The sequence below is a fragment of the Shinella sp. GW821-FHT10F02 genome, assembly GCF_058809275.1.
Window position 1 is genome coordinate 98,334 of the sequence record NZ_JBXASL010000004.1, and the last position, 13,803, is coordinate 112,136.

18 protein-coding genes are annotated in these 13,803 nt (G+C 63.2%); 3 read left to right on the top strand and 15 right to left on the bottom strand.

Annotated elements, in window-relative coordinates:
* Positions 1-201 precede the first annotated feature (201 nt).
* From AC1RWL_RS13580 to AC1RWL_RS13650, 15 genes are all read right to left on the bottom strand, one after another.
* Positions 202-1,110, bottom strand: coding sequence for a flagellin N-terminal helical domain-containing protein (locus AC1RWL_RS13580; protein WP_439630070.1), 909 nt, complete (start codon positions 1,108-1,110; stop codon positions 202-204).
* Between the two features lie 238 nt (positions 1,111-1,348).
* The gene (gene fliP, locus AC1RWL_RS13585) at positions 1,349-2,095 is read right to left on the bottom strand and encodes a flagellar type III secretion system pore protein FliP (RefSeq protein ID WP_256120736.1); all 747 of its coding nucleotides are present in this window, start codon (positions 2,093-2,095) and stop codon (positions 1,349-1,351) included.
* Positions 2,092-2,625 (bottom strand): flagellar basal body-associated FliL family protein, encoded by a 534-nt coding sequence (locus AC1RWL_RS13590; protein ID WP_256120737.1) that lies wholly within the window; start codon positions 2,623-2,625, stop codon positions 2,092-2,094. The genes fliP and AC1RWL_RS13590 overlap by 4 nt, the downstream gene beginning before the upstream one ends.
* Positions 2,626-2,660: 35 nt before the next feature.
* A complete protein-coding gene (flgH, locus tag AC1RWL_RS13595; RefSeq protein ID WP_439630066.1) occupies positions 2,661-3,371 on the bottom strand; it encodes a flagellar basal body L-ring protein FlgH in 711 nt (236 codons plus the stop codon).
* The gene (locus AC1RWL_RS13600) at positions 3,368-3,910 is read right to left on the bottom strand and encodes a MotE family protein (RefSeq protein ID WP_439630064.1); all 543 of its coding nucleotides are present in this window, start codon (positions 3,908-3,910) and stop codon (positions 3,368-3,370) included. The genes flgH and AC1RWL_RS13600 overlap by 4 nt, the downstream gene beginning before the upstream one ends.
* Positions 3,907-5,019 carry a flagellar basal body P-ring protein FlgI gene (locus AC1RWL_RS13605; RefSeq protein WP_492649957.1) on the bottom strand — a complete coding sequence of 371 codons (1,113 nt, stop codon included), beginning with the start codon at positions 5,017-5,019 and terminating at the stop codon, positions 3,907-3,909. The genes AC1RWL_RS13600 and AC1RWL_RS13605 overlap by 4 nt, the downstream gene beginning before the upstream one ends.
* Entirely contained in the window at positions 5,019-5,528 is a 510-nt protein-coding gene (gene flgA, locus AC1RWL_RS13610; RefSeq protein ID WP_256120740.1) for a flagellar basal body P-ring formation chaperone FlgA, read from the bottom strand. Before flgA ends, AC1RWL_RS13605 begins: the two co-directional genes overlap by 1 nt.
* 20 nt (positions 5,529-5,548) lie before the next feature.
* On the bottom strand, positions 5,549-6,331 hold the full coding sequence (flgG, locus tag AC1RWL_RS13615; RefSeq protein WP_256120741.1) for a flagellar basal-body rod protein FlgG: 783 nt from the start codon (positions 6,329-6,331) through the stop codon (positions 5,549-5,551).
* Positions 6,332-6,340: 9 nt separating this feature from the next.
* On the bottom strand, positions 6,341-6,670 hold the full coding sequence (fliE, locus tag AC1RWL_RS13620; RefSeq protein ID WP_256120742.1) for a flagellar hook-basal body complex protein FliE: 330 nt from the start codon (positions 6,668-6,670) through the stop codon (positions 6,341-6,343).
* The gene (flgC, locus tag AC1RWL_RS13625) at positions 6,667-7,086 is read right to left on the bottom strand and encodes a flagellar basal body rod protein FlgC (protein ID WP_439630060.1); all 420 of its coding nucleotides are present in this window, start codon (positions 7,084-7,086) and stop codon (positions 6,667-6,669) included. Before flgC ends, fliE begins: the two co-directional genes overlap by 4 nt.
* Before the next feature lie 3 nt (positions 7,087-7,089).
* Complete coding sequence (gene flgB, locus AC1RWL_RS13630) at positions 7,090-7,470, bottom strand: flagellar basal body rod protein FlgB (protein WP_256120744.1); 381 nt, start codon at positions 7,468-7,470, stop codon at positions 7,090-7,092.
* 196 nt (positions 7,471-7,666) lie between these two features.
* Positions 7,667-8,236: a flagellar protein gene (locus AC1RWL_RS13635; RefSeq protein ID WP_439630058.1), complete on the bottom strand. Its 570-nt coding sequence runs from the start codon at positions 8,234-8,236 to the stop codon at positions 7,667-7,669.
* Entirely contained in the window at positions 8,233-9,642 is a 1,410-nt protein-coding gene (gene fliI / locus AC1RWL_RS13640) for a flagellar protein export ATPase FliI (protein ID WP_439630056.1), read from the bottom strand. The genes AC1RWL_RS13635 and fliI overlap by 4 nt, the downstream gene beginning before the upstream one ends.
* 6 nt (positions 9,643-9,648) lie before the next feature.
* Positions 9,649-10,374: a flagellar basal-body rod protein FlgF gene (flgF, locus tag AC1RWL_RS13645; RefSeq protein WP_256120747.1), complete on the bottom strand. Its 726-nt coding sequence runs from the start codon at positions 10,372-10,374 to the stop codon at positions 9,649-9,651.
* Between the two features lie 2 nt (positions 10,375-10,376).
* Complete coding sequence (locus tag AC1RWL_RS13650) at positions 10,377-11,156, bottom strand: DUF1217 domain-containing protein (protein ID WP_256120748.1); 780 nt, start codon at positions 11,154-11,156, stop codon at positions 10,377-10,379.
* A 172-nt stretch (positions 11,157-11,328) separates the two neighbouring features.
* Between AC1RWL_RS13650 and motA the strand changes: the two genes are divergently transcribed.
* From motA to fliN, 3 genes are all read left to right on the top strand, one after another.
* Positions 11,329-12,201, top strand: a complete 873-nt coding sequence (motA, locus tag AC1RWL_RS13655; protein WP_256120749.1) for a flagellar motor stator protein MotA — start codon at positions 11,329-11,331, stop codon at positions 12,199-12,201.
* A 3-nt stretch (positions 12,202-12,204) separates the two neighbouring features.
* The gene (locus AC1RWL_RS13660; RefSeq protein WP_493094993.1) at positions 12,205-13,149 is read left to right on the top strand and encodes a FliM/FliN family flagellar motor switch protein; all 945 of its coding nucleotides are present in this window, start codon (positions 12,205-12,207) and stop codon (positions 13,147-13,149) included.
* 62 nt (positions 13,150-13,211) lie between these two features.
* On the top strand, positions 13,212-13,787 hold the full coding sequence (gene fliN, locus AC1RWL_RS13665; RefSeq protein ID WP_493094994.1) for a flagellar motor switch protein FliN: 576 nt from the start codon (positions 13,212-13,214) through the stop codon (positions 13,785-13,787).
* The last annotated feature ends 16 nt before the right edge of the window (positions 13,788-13,803 follow it).

Here is a 13,803-nt window from a genome sequence, read left to right on the forward strand (position 1 = left end):
GGGTAACGGTGGTCAGCCTCATGCCTGCTAACCGGTTAAGTTTTTTGGTTAACCCACCGTTTCGATGACCACAGAAAACCGCAATAAAGTTAAGGAAGTCTTTAGCGCGGAATAAAAAGCAAAAAGCCGCGCCCGTTGCCGGGCGCGGCTCTCTGTAGGGATGGGGTGCGGTCAGCCTCCGCGCCTTCCCCCGATGGTCGATTAACGGAAGAGCGACAGGATGTTCTGCGATTCGCCGTTGGAGATCGAAAGCGCCTGGATGGCCAGCTGCTGCTGGGTCTGGAGCGCCTTGAGGCGGGTCGACTCTTCGTTCATGTCAGCGTCGACAAGGCGGCTTACGCCCTGGTCGATCGTGTCGGACAGCTTCGAGAGGAAGTCGTCCTGCAGGTTGATGCGCATGGAGATCGAGCCGAGCGTGCCGGCTGCGTCCGTCATTGCACTCAGGGCCGATTCGACGTCCGAGAGAGCGTCGGCGAGATCATCGGGGTCGGTCATGCCGCTGATGTCCAGCGTGTAGACCGCGTTGCCGTTGGCGCCATCCGAGCCGAGGATGCCGGCAGTGGTGTCGACGTCCGTACCGTCGTGACCGAACAGCACGTTGCCGGTTGCGGCGGTGTCGAGCGTGTAGGTCGTCGACTTGACGGAGACGCCATCGTCAGCAGCGCGGACGAAGCCGGAAACAACCGTCTTGTCGCCAGCAGCGCCGGCAATCCAGTTTTCGCCGTTGAACGAAGCGGATTCCGCGATGTTCAGGAGCTGTTCCTGGAGCTGGGTGATTTCCTTCTGGACCTTCGCCTTGTCAACGCCTTCTTCAGTGGCGGCGACCAGCTTGGTCTTGATCGTCTTTACGACGTCGATGGCGGCTTCCATACCGGCATAGGCCGTATCGACCTTGGCGGCACCCATGCCGAGCGCGTCGGAGACGGCCGAAAGTGCGAGGTTGTCGGAGCGCATGGTGGTCGCGATCGACCAGTAAGCAGCGTTGTCCGAGGCGCTGCCAACGCGCAGACCGGACGAAATGCGGCCCTGCGTCGTTTCCATGTCGTTGCCGATAGAGCGCAGCGTCTGGAGAGCTGCCATTGCAGACGTATTGGTGAGAATGCTCGCCATTCTAGTTGTCCCTTTTTTACTTAATACTGGTGGGGACATACCGGACTGAAAACTTACCGGTTACGGCGGTTCGGCATCATGCCAACTCGGTTTCTTCAGGGCTCTGAAGGGATACCAAACCCGTCGTGTGAGCTCCAACCTCGCAGCCAATCCTTGCCAACTTCTTAAATCGGACAAGCGGCCGCAACCCGCTGAGAAACAGGGTAAATGGCGCGTAAAACGGTATGGTTAAGGAGCTCTAACTGAAGGAGCGAACCAGGCTGCCGACAAGCAGATTCCAGCCGTCGATCAACACGAAGAACAGGATCTTGAAGGGCAGCGAAATCGAGGTCGGCGGCAGCATCATCATACCCATGGCCATGGTGATGGTGGCGACGATCATGTCGATGACGAGGAAGGGCAGGACGACCAGGAAGCCGATTTCGAAACCGCGTCGGATTTCCGAGATCATGAAAGCCGGGATGACGACGCGCAGGTCCGCGATGTTGTTCTGGACGACGGTCTGGCCACGCTCTTCGGCGAGCGAAATGAAGAGTTCAAGGTCCTTGTCGCGGGTATTGGCGACCATGAATTCGCGGAACGGTTCCGCGATGCGCCGCATCGCTTCGGTCTCGTCGATCTGGTTGGCGATCATCGGCTCGACGCCGTTCTGCCAGGCGCGGTCGAAGGTCGGCGCCATGACGTAGAACGTCATGAACAGCGCGAGCGACACGAGGATCATGTTGGACGGCGTGGTGGCAAGCCCCATGCCGGAGCGCAGGATCGAAAACGCGATGACGAAACGCGGAAAGCTCGTCACCATGATGAGAATGCCGGGGGCGACCGAAAGGACGGTCAAAAGCCCGAAGGTACGAATGATCCAGGACGCGACAGAGCCATCGATAGGCGCGTTGAGGAGATCGCCCGGCAGCTGCAACTGCTGCTGGGCGTAGGCCGCACCGGTCATCGCCATCATGGCGACGAAGGTCAGAAGGGCTCGAATCATTCGATCACAAAACTTCGGAACATGACGTTGGTTACGCGCCCTTCGGACCGAAGGTCAACCCGCTCCTGCAGGTCTTCCCGGAGATATTGGAAGCCGCGCGGTCCCTGCACCTGCTGGAGCGAGACCGTGCGCATGTAGGCCATGATGTCCTGGTGGATTTCTTCGGCCAGAACCACGTCCGGAACGCCCTTGAACATCAGCGCGACTTCGAGGCGCACGCGGTTGTCGGAGGGATAGGCGAGGTTGCTGGTGATCGGATCGAGCAGCACGACGCCGTTCGCCGGGGTGGAGATATGCGGCACGGCTTCCGCCGCATCGCCTTCCGCACCGCCGCCATGGCCGTCTCCGCCAGCGGCGGCCTCGGCTGCCGCCACCTCTTCCGCCGGCTTGTCGGTGGGCGGCGGGGCCAGCATGTTGCCGACGAGCCAGCCGCCGCCGAGTGCCAGGACCGTCAGCACCGCGATTGCCGCGATGGTGATGACCAGCGAGGGCTTCTTCTTCTCCTCGACGACTTCCGCTTCGTCCGCCATGCTTTTCTTTCCGGTTCTCTAGGGTCTTGCCAGCGTCAGATCGGCGAGAGCAGGTCGACGGCCTGCTGGCCCCATGGCGGCTGCTGCACTTCGGTCAGGCGGCCGCGGCCGCCGTAGGAGATGCGGGCTTCCGCTATGCGCTCGTAGGCGATCTGGTTGTCGGAATCGACGTCCTGCGGGCGCACGATGCCGGCGACGTTCAGGATGCGAAGCTCGTGGTTGACGCGCACTTCCTGCGAACCGCTGATCAGGAGATTGCCGTTCTCGATCACGCCCGTCACGACCGCGGCGACGAGCAGGTTCAACCGTTCGGAACGCTCCGTCGTGCCGTCGCCCTTGGTGCTGGTCGACGAGCCGTAGTTCAGGTCGGCTTCCGTATCAGCCTTGAAATTGTTGCCCGAGCCGCCGAAGCCGAGATTCATGCCGCTCTTGTTGGTGCGGGAGCGGTCGGTCTTGTTGTCGAAGGTCGCCCGGTCGTTGACGCGGATGTTGACGGTCAGGATGTCGCCGATCTTGAAGGCGCGCGAATCCTTGAAGAGCGCCGACTGCTGGTCGCTCCAGATCGAATAGCCGGACACCGCCGTGCGCGGCTGCTTCGGATACATGGCAAGCTGCGGGGTTTCCGCATAGTTCAGCCCGCTGCCGATCGGGCTCATCGCCGGCGCCTTGCCGATCTCGTTCAAGGCCTGGCTGGAGCAGCTCGACAAAGCCAGCGCGACGGCGAGTGCTGAGGCGGTCTTCTTCATGACGGGTCCTTTGACGTGTTCGGGTCGCCCGCAATCGCGATGAGACGGGTGAGAAGTGCTGCCTTATCGGCCGGCATTTCTGCCAGGATGGTGCTCGACTGGCGCGGCGGCAGCTTCATGATGATCGCCGAAGCGATCTCCGGGTTGATCTCGGCGAGCTGCCCGGCCGCCGCATCCGGCTTCATCTTGCGGTAGATCTCGACGAGGCCGCCCTCGGCCATCTTGAGGAAATCGTTGCGGCGCTTCAGCCAGTCCTCATATTCCGCCCGCCGGGCTTCCAGCGTCTTGATGCGCTCGTCGACGTCCTTCTGCAGGTTTTCCAGCTCCTGCTTCTGGAGGAGATAGCGCTGGTCGCGTGCAGCATCCGCGATATTGGTGCAGAATTCGCGGATCTCGTCGGCGGTCGCCTTGGTCGTCATGATGACCGGGCGCTCCTCGGCGAAAGCGCCGGGAATGGCCATCAGCACGAAGCCCGCCAGCGGCAGCGCGAGCTTACGCGCCAGCGTCTTCACGGCGGTGAGGGTCGATACGGTGGTCATTGCAACACCAGTTCTGCCTGGAGGGCGCCTGCGGTCTTGATGCTCTGGAGGATCGAGATGATGCCGTCCGGCTTGACGCCGATGCTGTTCAGCCCGGAGACGAGCGAGCGCAGGCTGGAGCCGTCGAGCAGCGCAACCGTGCCGCCGTCCTGCTGGACGAGGATATCCGTGTTCGGCTCGACCGCTGTCTCGCCCCTGGAGAAGGGTTCCGGCTGCACGACCTTGGGCATCTCGTTGATCTGCACGGTCAGCGTGCCGTAACTGACTGCGACGGGTGAGATCCGCACATCCTGGCCGATGACGATCGTTCCCGTGCGTTCGTTGACGACGACACGCGCCGGCACGTCCGTCTCGACAACGAGGTTTTCGATATCGGCCATCAGGCGCGCGAGGTCGGCCATTTTCGGCTTGGCGATGTAGACCGACTGCGAATCCCGCGATTCGGCGATCGGTGCGCCATATTGCGCGGCCGCATAGCGGTTGATGGCATCTGCCATGCCGACGGCGGTGGAAAAGTCGGGGTTGCGCAGTTGCAGCACGAGATCGGACGAATCCTTGAAGCGCGAGGGAAGCTCGCGCTCGATGATCGCGCCGTTCGGCACGCGGCCGGCCGTGGTGACGCCCTGCTGCACCGTCGCGGCCTCGCCGCCGGCGCTGATGCCGGTGACGACGATCGAGCCTTGCGCGACCGCGTAGATCTGGCCGTCGGCGCCCGACAGCGATGTCATGACCAGCGTGCCGCCGCGCAGCGACGACGCGTCGCCGAGCGAGCCGACGGTCACGTCGATGCGGCTGCCGGGGCTGGCGAAGGGCGGCAGCGTCGCGGTGACGAGCACGGCGGCGATGTTTTTCGCCCGCGTCTGCGTGCCGACCATCGAGATGCCGAGGTTCTGCAGCATGGCCCGCATGGACTGTTCGGTAAATGGCGACGAACGCATGCTGTCGCCGGTGCCCTGGAGACCGACGACGAGGCCGTAGCCGATGAGCTGGTTGTCGCGGCCGGCCTGGAGCGAGGCGACGTCCTTGATGCGAGCGGCCGGCAGTGCCGGGCCTGCCGCGAGCAGCAGGCAGGCGATCATGGCAAGGGCATGGGAGAAGAGGTTACGCATCATTTCGCCACCACATGCACGGTTCCGTCCGCCATGACCGTGCCGGAGACGGTCACGCCCGAATCCTTGTTGCGGATGCGGATCAGTTCGCCGGCAGCGCCATCCTGCAAGGGGGTGCCGGAGGCGCGGATGACGAGCGATCCGTTGTCGAAGACCATCTGCACGGTCGTGCCGCGCGACACGAGGAAGGGTTCGCGCAGCGCCGAGACGAGGATGACGCGACCCGGCAGCAGCGTGCGCTTGGTCACCAGCCCACTGACCTCGTCGACATTCTGGGCAAAGCCCTTGACGATGTTCGGGTTGGTGACCTCGACCACTTCGAGCTGTCCCGCCTGGATCTCCTCGCCGGGATAGATGATGCGCTTGGGCACGACTGCGGTGCGCGTGTCGGCAAGGGCCGCATCGGCCACGAGAAGACCGACGAGCGCGGCGGGCGCGACGAGGGCCGCGCGCCACCGGATCGACCGGGTCTTTTCTTTCCGAAGAGCTGCTATCAGGCGAAACATCATGTTCCCCGCATGTCCGGTTGTTATCTCAGGTTCTTGCTGACCACGGCCGCCATTTCGTCCGCCGCCTGGATGATCTTGGAGTTCATCTCATAGGCGCGCTGGGCGGAGATCAGGTCGGTGATTTCCTTGACCGGATCGACGTTCGAGGCTTCCAGGTAGTTCTGCTGGATGTAGGCGAAACCCGCTTCGTCCGGGGCGCCGACATTGGCCGGGCCGGAGGCTGCGGTTTCGCGGAAGAGGTTTTCGCCGAGCGGTTCGAGGCCGGCCTCATTGACGAAATTCGCCAGCGTGATCTGGCCGAGTTCCTGCTGGTCGCCGGCGACGGTGGCATAGACCTGGCCGGACTTGCTGACAGTGACTTCCGTCGCGTCGGCCGGAACGTTGATGCCGGGCACGACCGTGTAGCCGTCGAGCGTGACGAGCTGGCCGTCGGCATTGGTGTTGAAGGCGCCGGCGCGGGTGTAGAGCGTCGTGCCGTCCGCGGCCTCGATCTGGAACCAGCCGCGGCCGATCAGCGCGAGGTCGAAGGAGTTGCCGGTGCTGGTGAGGCCGCCTTGGAGATGCAGGTTGCGCACGGCGGCGGTCTTGACGCCGAGGCCGACGATGGCGCCTTCCGGCACCACGGACTGGTTGGCGCGGTTCGGCACACCGGCGGCGCGCTCCGTCTGGTAGAGAAGGTCGGAGAACTCGGCGCGGGCGCGCTTGAAGCCCGTCGTGTTGATGTTCGCGATGTTGTTCGCGATCACTTCGAGATTGGTCTGCTGCGCGTTCATGCCGGTGGCGGCAATGGCAAGGGCTTTCATGTCCGGTCCTCAGATCTGCATTCTAGCGACTTCGAGATAGGCGGTGACGACCTTGTCGCGGATGGCGATGGCGGTCTGCAGTGACTGCTCGGCGTTCATGACGGCATCGACCACTTCGCGGGTCGAGGCCTTGCCCTGGATGGCTTCGAAGGACTTGGTTTCGCTGAGCTTCAGCGAGTTGGCCGCGTCGGTCGCCATGTCGCCCATCACCTGGGCGAAGCTCATTCCGGTTGCGGTTCCCTGCGCGGCGGCAGCGGAAACGGGGTTTGACGTTTCCGTCACGCCCGAAAGGGGATTGGCGGAGAAGAGCGAATTGACGCCCTTGATGCTCTCGATCATTGCGATGCCCTCAGGAGGTCGATGGTCGCGCTGATCAGGTCGCGCGATTGTTTGATGCTCTGCAGGTTGGCTTCATAGGAGCGGTTGGCTTCCCGCATGTCGGCCATTTCGACCAGCATGTTGACGTTCGGCATCTTGACGATGCCCTGTTCGTTGGCCGCGGGGTTGCCGGGGTCGTATTCGGTCGAGAACTCGCCTTCGTCGACGCCCAAGCGCTCGACCTCGACGAGGGCCGCGCCGGTCGCCCGGTCGAGCTCGGCCGCGAAGGTCACGGTCTTGCGACGGAAAGGGTCGGCACCCGGCGTATCGCCCGTGGACCGGGCGTTGGCGAGGTTTTCCGAGACGATACGGATGCGGGTGGATTGCGCCTCAAGTCCCGAGGCCGCGACTTTCATTGAAGCTACGAGCGGATCCATTTTTTACCTTCTGACTGTCATCAGCATCATGCGATGAAAGGCCTTGACGAGGCCGGCATTCAACTCGAAATCACGCTTGACCTGGCCCTCTTTCATGAGTTCCTCGGCAAGGCCAACGGTGTTGCCGGACTCCTGCACGCCGATCTCTTCGGTGGGCTTGGTGTCGATGACGCGGCTTGCCATTTCGGTTTCGGTGAAATGGCCCGGCTGCGTCGCCGCCATGCGGATGCCCGTGGTTTCGAGCACCGACTGGAAGGGGGTCACGTCCTTCGCCTTGAAGGCGGGCGTGTTCGCGTTGGCGATGTTGCCTGCAACCACGCTCTGGCGGACAGAAAGCCATTCGGCTTGTTTCGATGCCAGTTCAAACAGTTGTATCGGTTGCATGACAAGCTCCATCCTTGTTCGAGGCGAACCTACGGAGCCAATCTTGCGTGGGACTTGCACCGGGTGAGCTTCACCGCCAAGTCCCTGAATTCCCCGGAAAATAAAGTGCTCAAGCTGCTCTTGCCACAGCGAGCGGGCGGCCGGCATCCCTCGACGGACGGGCCGAATCGAAGGCGGGCGAAGGCCCGCCGTAGCGTCAGTTGCGTTTGACGATGTCGCCGTTCGAGGTGACGATGACCCAGGCGCCGTCGCGCTGTTCCAGCGTCGCCAGGCGGCTGTTGTCCGGCAGGATCGAGCCGACGCGCACGATATACATGCCGCTCGCATCCTCGATCAGCGCCCGGCCGTTCGCCACATGCATCAGCCGGAAGCCGGACGAGGCCGGCAGCGGCTGGTCGAGACCGGTTTCCACCGGAGCGCCAAGCGTCGTCTTGTCCTTTTCACCGCCGCCAGCGGTGGTCGCGGTCGAGACGGGATCGACGCTTTCCAGGCTCGGGTCGTCGTCGTTATCGACCATCGCCGCAGGCGAGACACTCATCACTTCCTTGGGCTTCGTTTCCGGCAGGTCGCGGGTGTTGCCTTCCCAAAGTGCGGGAACCGAAAACTGATCCGGGTTGAGGAAAACGTACCACGGAAAGAAAGCGGCCATGGCGGCCAGCAGCACGCCGGTGCCCACCAGCATCTTGTCACCGGTGCTGTAACGCCCCTTCGTCATGCGCTTGATCGGCGGAACGCTCTGGTCCGCATCGAAATCGGTCACTGTCATCCCCTTCTCGTTGCCGGCGCGCCGCCCTGCCCGGCCGCATTCTTCAGCGCGACCGCAAGGTCGGAGAACGCGTCACCGGCGGGCCTTTCGCCCGGCGTCTGTTTCAAAACCTCGTAGATGATCGGCACCTGCTTGATCGCCATGTCGAGATCCGCATCGGCACCCGGGCGGTAACCGCCGATGAGGCGCAGGTCTCGCGTCTCCTCGAACCGGTGGATCAGCGCCTTCAGCCGCGACACCAGCTTCTCCTGGTCCGGCGTCCAGGCCTTGCGGGCGAGACGCGAGATGGAGGCGAGCGGGTTGATCGGCGGATAGCGGCCCTCTTCGGCGAGGCTGCGCTCAAGCACGATATGGCCGTCGAGAATGCCGCGCGTCGAGTCGGCGATCGGGTCGTTGTGGTTGTCACCGTCGACGAGGATCGAGATGATCGCGGTGATCGTGCCCGCACCCTCGGCGCCCGGTCCGGCACGCTCCAAAAGGCGCGGCAGCTCGGTGAAGACGGAGGCAGGGTAGCCGCGGGCGATCGGCGGCTCGCCGGAGGCGGTCGCCACTTCGCGGATCGCATGTGCAAAGCGCGTCACGCTGTCGATGATCAGCAGGACGTTGTCGCCCTGGTCGCGGTAATGTTCGGCGATGGTTACGGCGGTCAGCGGCGCCATCTTGCGCAGCATCGGGCTTTCGTCGCTGGTCGCGACGACGGCGACCGATTTCGCCAGGTTGTCGCCGAGCGTATCCTCAATGAATTCACGTACTTCACGGCCACGTTCGCCGACCAGCGCGATGACGACCTTGTCGAACGCGTCCGCGCGGGCGAGCATCGATAGAAGCGTCGACTTACCAACGCCGGAGCCGGCGAAGATGCCGAGGCGCTGGCCGAGGCAGAGCGGCGCGAAGATATCGATGGCGCGCACACCGGTATGGAAACCTTTTTCAACGCGTTTGCGGGTCATCGAGGGCGGGGCGGAATTGGAGATCGAGCGCCGTACGTCGCCCTGGACCAGCGGGCCGAGCCCGTCGATCGGTTCGCCGAGCGCATTGATCGTGCGGCCACACCACGAGGAGGCCGGTGCGACGCGGAAGGCGCCCTTGCGGATGACGGTGTCGTGGATGCCGATCGGCTCGCCCGGCTCGATCGGGCAGACGACGACCGTCTCCGGCTCGACGCGCACGACTTCGCCCAGATGGATGCCGGTCGGGCTGCGATGCGCGACGAATTCGCCGAGGCGCACATGGCGCGACAGGCCGCTCACCGTATAGTTGCCGGACGCGATCGTCTGGACATGGCCGCCATGCACGACGGAAAATTCCGGTGAGGAATAGCGCCGCACCAGGCCCGCCATCGCGCTCAGCATGCGACCGCCATCGGGGATGCGGGTGTCGCTGGTCGTCCTCTTCTCTGCCGCCATGATCGTTTACCGGTTTCCGCCGAAGGTGCGGATAGCTTCCTTCAGCGATTCCTCGCTGTCGCGCATCAGGGATGCGATGCTTTCGAAGGCGCGCGTGACCTGGATGAGCTGCGTCATCTCGCCGATGGCGTTGACGTTGGATTCCTCGACATAACCCTGCACCACGCCGGCATCCATGCGATCGACGACCGGTTCGGGCGGAATGGTGGTGATGATGCCGCTGTTGCCGGCGCGCACGAAGCCGCCGGAGAGATCGGCGTCGAACAGGCCAAGGGCAGCGACGGGCTGGCCGTTCTGGTTGAGCTGGCCGTCAGCGCTGAGCAGGATCGGCCCGTTGGCGAGATCGAGCTGGATCGGCCCGCCGCCGGCGTCGAGCACAGCATAGCCGTTGAGCGTCACCAGTTCGCCGGCATCGGTCACCGTGAAGCGACCGTCGCGGGTGAGCGTGGGGCCGGAGGGCGTCTCCACCTGGAACCAGGCGTCGCCCTTGATGGCGAAGTCGAGCGTGCCGCCGGTCTCCGTCATGCCGCCGCTGCGAGTGGACAGGAATTCGTTGCCCTGCGAGACGAAGGCCACGTCGGCGACCTTCTGGTCGCTGACGACCTGGTTGAACTTCACTTCCGTGGCGCGGAAGCCGACGGTCGTCGAATTCGCGACGTTGTCTGCAAGTGTCGTCAGGCGGCGATCAAGCGCAAGCTGGGAGGAAAGCGATACATAGAGCCCGGTCTGCATGATCAGCGACCTCCGAGTTTCAGGTTGTTGATGGAAATCAGCAGGTCCGTCGAAATGCCGGTGAGGCTCGACGACTGGAAGACGGTCAGCGGATCGTAGCTGCCGGACGGGTTTTCCAGCTCCCACATGGCGGTGAAGCGTTCGAGGAACTTGCCGACCTTGCTGGTGTCCTTGAAGTCTTCGAGGTTCAGCGCCTCTTCGTAATAGGCGGCCTGCCGGTCGATATCGGTTCCGGCGAACTCTGCGGGAAGCTGGAGTGCGGTGCGCACGACTTGGGCCAGCGCATCGTCGGCGATGATGGAATAGCCGGACGTGATGGACGAGGCCATGCGCTCGAAATAGAGCGCCAGGCGCACGCCGGTATTGTCCTCGCCGGCGCTGACTTCCAGCGTCTGGCGGGCATATTTGTCGACGACGCCCTTCTGGGCGCGTTCGAAGCCGGTGGCGAACTCGCCGTGCTTGGCGAAGTTCAGCGATTCGGCCAGCTCCTTGTAGCGGGTGTCGCTGAGCTGGTTGGCGAAAGCGGCCTCGTCCTCAGTGCCTTCCGTCAGCACCTTGCGCATGAAGGCCTTGGCGTAGGCCATGTCCTCCAGCCCGTGGGCCTTCATCACGTAGTTATAGAGCCGGCTGTCGGCAAAGAATTCATCGACCGACTTTATGCTGCCGATCTTCGAGAGGTAATATTCCGTTTCGCGCTTGACGTCCGGCTGCTCCTGAACGCGCGACAGCGACGTCTGGAGGTCCGCGGTAATCAACTTGTAGCTCGTATAGGTGGTCGTCACGATTGGCCGCCGATCAAGGTGCAAGAAGGCACGATTGCCCGTTATGAGCCATGATCCTGCGGGTTTTTGCTTGCGCGAACCTGATCCGTAAACCTGCCGTTAGGTACAGCCTCACGCAAGGCTGGAACCGTATCTCCACAAGGGTCAGAATTGTGTCGGGACACCTGCGCTCATGAACATTATCATCGGTCTAATCGTTACCTTCGGCTGCGTCCTTGGCGGCTATATGGCCATGGGCGGGCACCTGGAGGTGCTGAACCAGCCCTTCGAGCTCCTGATCATCGGCGGCGCCGGCGTCGGCGGCTTCATCGTCGCGAACACGATGAAGGTGATCAAAGGGACCGGAACCGCGCTCGTCGAAGCCTTCAAGCACAAGGTTCCCAAGGAGCGCCATTATCTCGATACGCTCGGCGTACTCTACAGCCTGATGCGGGACCTGCGCACGAAATCGCGCAACGAGATCGAGGCGCATATCGACAATCCGGACGAGTCGCCGATCTTCCAGTCCGCGCCGACGGTTCTCGCCAACAAGGAACTGACCGCCTTCATCTGCGACTATGTTCGCCTCATCATCATCGGCAATGCCCGCAGCCACGAGATCGAGGCGCTGATGGACGAGGAAATCCAGACGATCACCCGCGACAAGATGAAGCCCTACCACGCGCTCAGCACGATGGGCGACGCCTTCCCGGCCATCGGCATCGTCGCGGCCGTTCTCGGCGTTATCAAGGCCATGGGCGCCATCAACGAAAGCCCGGAAGTGCTTGGCGGCAAGATCGCGGCAGCCCTTGTCGGCACGCTGCTCGGCGTGTTCCTGTCCTATTCGATCGTCACCCCGATCATCACCAACATCAAGGTCGTGCGCGAAAAGCAGAACCGCCTCTACGTCATCGTCAAGCAGACGCTGCTCGCCTACATGAACGGCTCCGTGCCGCAGGTGGCGCTGGAATACGGCCGCAAGACCATCTCTTCCTACGAGCGCCCGTCGATCGACGCGGTGGAGCAGGAAATGATGAATCCGGGCGGCAGTTCGAAGGCGGCCTAAGACATGAAAGAAGCGAGCGTGAGCGAAACCCCTACCCTAGACCCGATCGTACTGGCCCGACTCACCGGCCGGCTCGGCGACCAGGCGACGATCTCCAAGCTCTGCGCCAGCCTCGGCGACGTCTTCGCCGAGTTCCTGCCGGACATGCTGGAGAGCGAGCTCGGTTTCGAGGTCGCAGTCTCCTATGCGGGTTTCGAGACGGGCAAATACGGCCCGCTGGTGGAAGGCCTCGGCGGCGCGATGGCGTTCTGCGACGCATCGCTGCGCGACTGGTGCGATCGCTTCACGCTGATCTGCGACAGCCCGATGATCATCACGCTCGTCGAGAACATGCTCGGCGCCGTCAGCGATTCGATAGAGGATCCCGAGCCGCGGCCGCTCTCCAAGATCGAGCTCGACCTTGCCGCCATGATGTTCGACCGCATCTCCGGCGTGGTGAAGACCGCCGTCAACGGCGCGAACGGCTTCGAACCCTTCCTCGGCCCGGCGCACAATGCGGAGACCCGCAAGGCTGCCGACGACGGCTCGGACGAGACCTTCGTCGCCATGGTCAACATGGCCGTCGGCATCGGCCCGGTGCTCTCGACCTTCCATATCGTCGTTCCGCAGAGCGTTCTCCTGAAATCCAACATCGCCGCGCCGAAGCCGGCGAATGTGGCGAAGACCCGCGTCGAGTGGAGCGAACAGCTCGGCGAGCAGGTCCGCCGCTCGAAGGTGACACTGGAGGCGCGCATTCGCCTCGAAGCCCAGACGCTCGACACGATCAGCCGGCTGCAGGCAGGCGACATCATCCCTTTCAACGAGACGGGCGACGTTCGCGTCGACGTGAACGCCAACGGCCGCAACCTCTATGTCTGCGAGTTCGGTCGCTCAGGCGCCCGCTACACGGTTCGCGTCAAGGATACCTACGGTTCGGAGGACGAGCTTCTCCAGCACATCATTGGATAGTTTAGGCATGAAGCCTGACGAGTGGCACGCCTCAGGCAAGTTTCGAATGGAATAGTGGTCTTATGGCACCGAAGAAAACACCCATCGCTGACGACATGACGTCTTCCCTCAACGCGGGCGACCAGGAACTGGAGCAGGCGATCGACGACCTGCGCGGCGTTCTTCAGAAGGATGCTACCGGCAGTTTCGGCTCGGATCTTCCCGCGACCATCGACAACGACCCGCTCGCCGCTTTCGGCGGCGATTTCGGCAGCTCGGACTTCGGCGGCGGCGCGGCCACCTCGGATTTCGGCGGCGGCGCAAGCTTCGGCGGGTCCGATTTCGGTGGCGGCACCGATTTTGGCGCCGATCTCGGCGAAGCAGCCCGCCCGGGCAGCGCGCTTACGTCCAACATGGACCTCATCATGGACATCCCGATCGATCTTCAGATCGTTCTGGGCTCGTCGCAGATGCAGGTCTCCAGCCTCATGAACCTCTCGGAGGGCGCTACGATCGCGCTCGACCGCCGCATCGGCGAGCCCGTCGAGGTCATGGTCAACGGCCGTGTCATCGGCCGCGGCGAAATCACCGTTCTTGAAAATGACGACACCCGCTTCGGGGTCAAGCTCATCGAAGTGAAGAGTACACGCAAGGTCTGATACCGGTTCAGGTCTC

Excerpts from the sequence above, each read along its gene's own strand:
- AC1RWL_RS13605 (WP_492649957.1), bottom strand. The coding sequence starts at position 5,019 with ATGCGTAACCTCTTCTCCCATGCCCTTGCCATGATCGCCTGCCTGCTG.
- fliI (WP_439630056.1), bottom strand. The coding sequence starts at position 9,642 with ATGGCGGCAGAGAAGAGGACGACCAGCGACACCCGCATCCCCGATGGC.
- fliE (WP_256120742.1), bottom strand. The coding sequence starts at position 6,670 with ATGATCGAGAGCATCAAGGGCGTCAATTCGCTCTTCTCCGCCAATCCC.
- motA (WP_256120749.1), top strand. The coding sequence starts at position 11,329 with ATGAACATTATCATCGGTCTAATCGTTACCTTCGGCTGCGTCCTTGGC.
- flgH (WP_439630066.1), bottom strand. The coding sequence starts at position 3,371 with ATGAAGAAGACCGCCTCAGCACTCGCCGTCGCGCTGGCTTTGTCGAGC.
- AC1RWL_RS13635 (WP_439630058.1), bottom strand. The coding sequence starts at position 8,236 with ATGACAGTGACCGATTTCGATGCGGACCAGAGCGTTCCGCCGATCAAG.
- flgC (WP_439630060.1), bottom strand. The coding sequence starts at position 7,086 with ATGGATCCGCTCGTAGCTTCAATGAAAGTCGCGGCCTCGGGACTTGAG.
- fliN (WP_493094994.1), top strand. The coding sequence starts at position 13,212 with ATGGCACCGAAGAAAACACCCATCGCTGACGACATGACGTCTTCCCTC.
- fliP (WP_256120736.1), bottom strand. The coding sequence starts at position 2,095 with ATGATTCGAGCCCTTCTGACCTTCGTCGCCATGATGGCGATGACCGGT.
- AC1RWL_RS13600 (WP_439630064.1), bottom strand. The coding sequence starts at position 3,910 with ATGACCACCGTATCGACCCTCACCGCCGTGAAGACGCTGGCGCGTAAG.
- AC1RWL_RS13580 (WP_439630070.1), bottom strand. The coding sequence starts at position 1,110 with ATGGCGAGCATTCTCACCAATACGTCTGCAATGGCAGCTCTCCAGACG.
- flgB (WP_256120744.1), bottom strand. The coding sequence starts at position 7,470 with ATGCAACCGATACAACTGTTTGAACTGGCATCGAAACAAGCCGAATGG.
- AC1RWL_RS13590 (WP_256120737.1), bottom strand. The coding sequence starts at position 2,625 with ATGGCGGACGAAGCGGAAGTCGTCGAGGAGAAGAAGAAGCCCTCGCTG.
- flgA (WP_256120740.1), bottom strand. The coding sequence starts at position 5,528 with ATGATGTTTCGCCTGATAGCAGCTCTTCGGAAAGAAAAGACCCGGTCG.
- flgF (WP_256120747.1), bottom strand. The coding sequence starts at position 10,374 with ATGCAGACCGGGCTCTATGTATCGCTTTCCTCCCAGCTTGCGCTTGAT.
- flgG (WP_256120741.1), bottom strand. The coding sequence starts at position 6,331 with ATGAAAGCCCTTGCCATTGCCGCCACCGGCATGAACGCGCAGCAGACC.
- AC1RWL_RS13660 (WP_493094993.1), top strand. The coding sequence starts at position 12,205 with ATGAAAGAAGCGAGCGTGAGCGAAACCCCTACCCTAGACCCGATCGTA.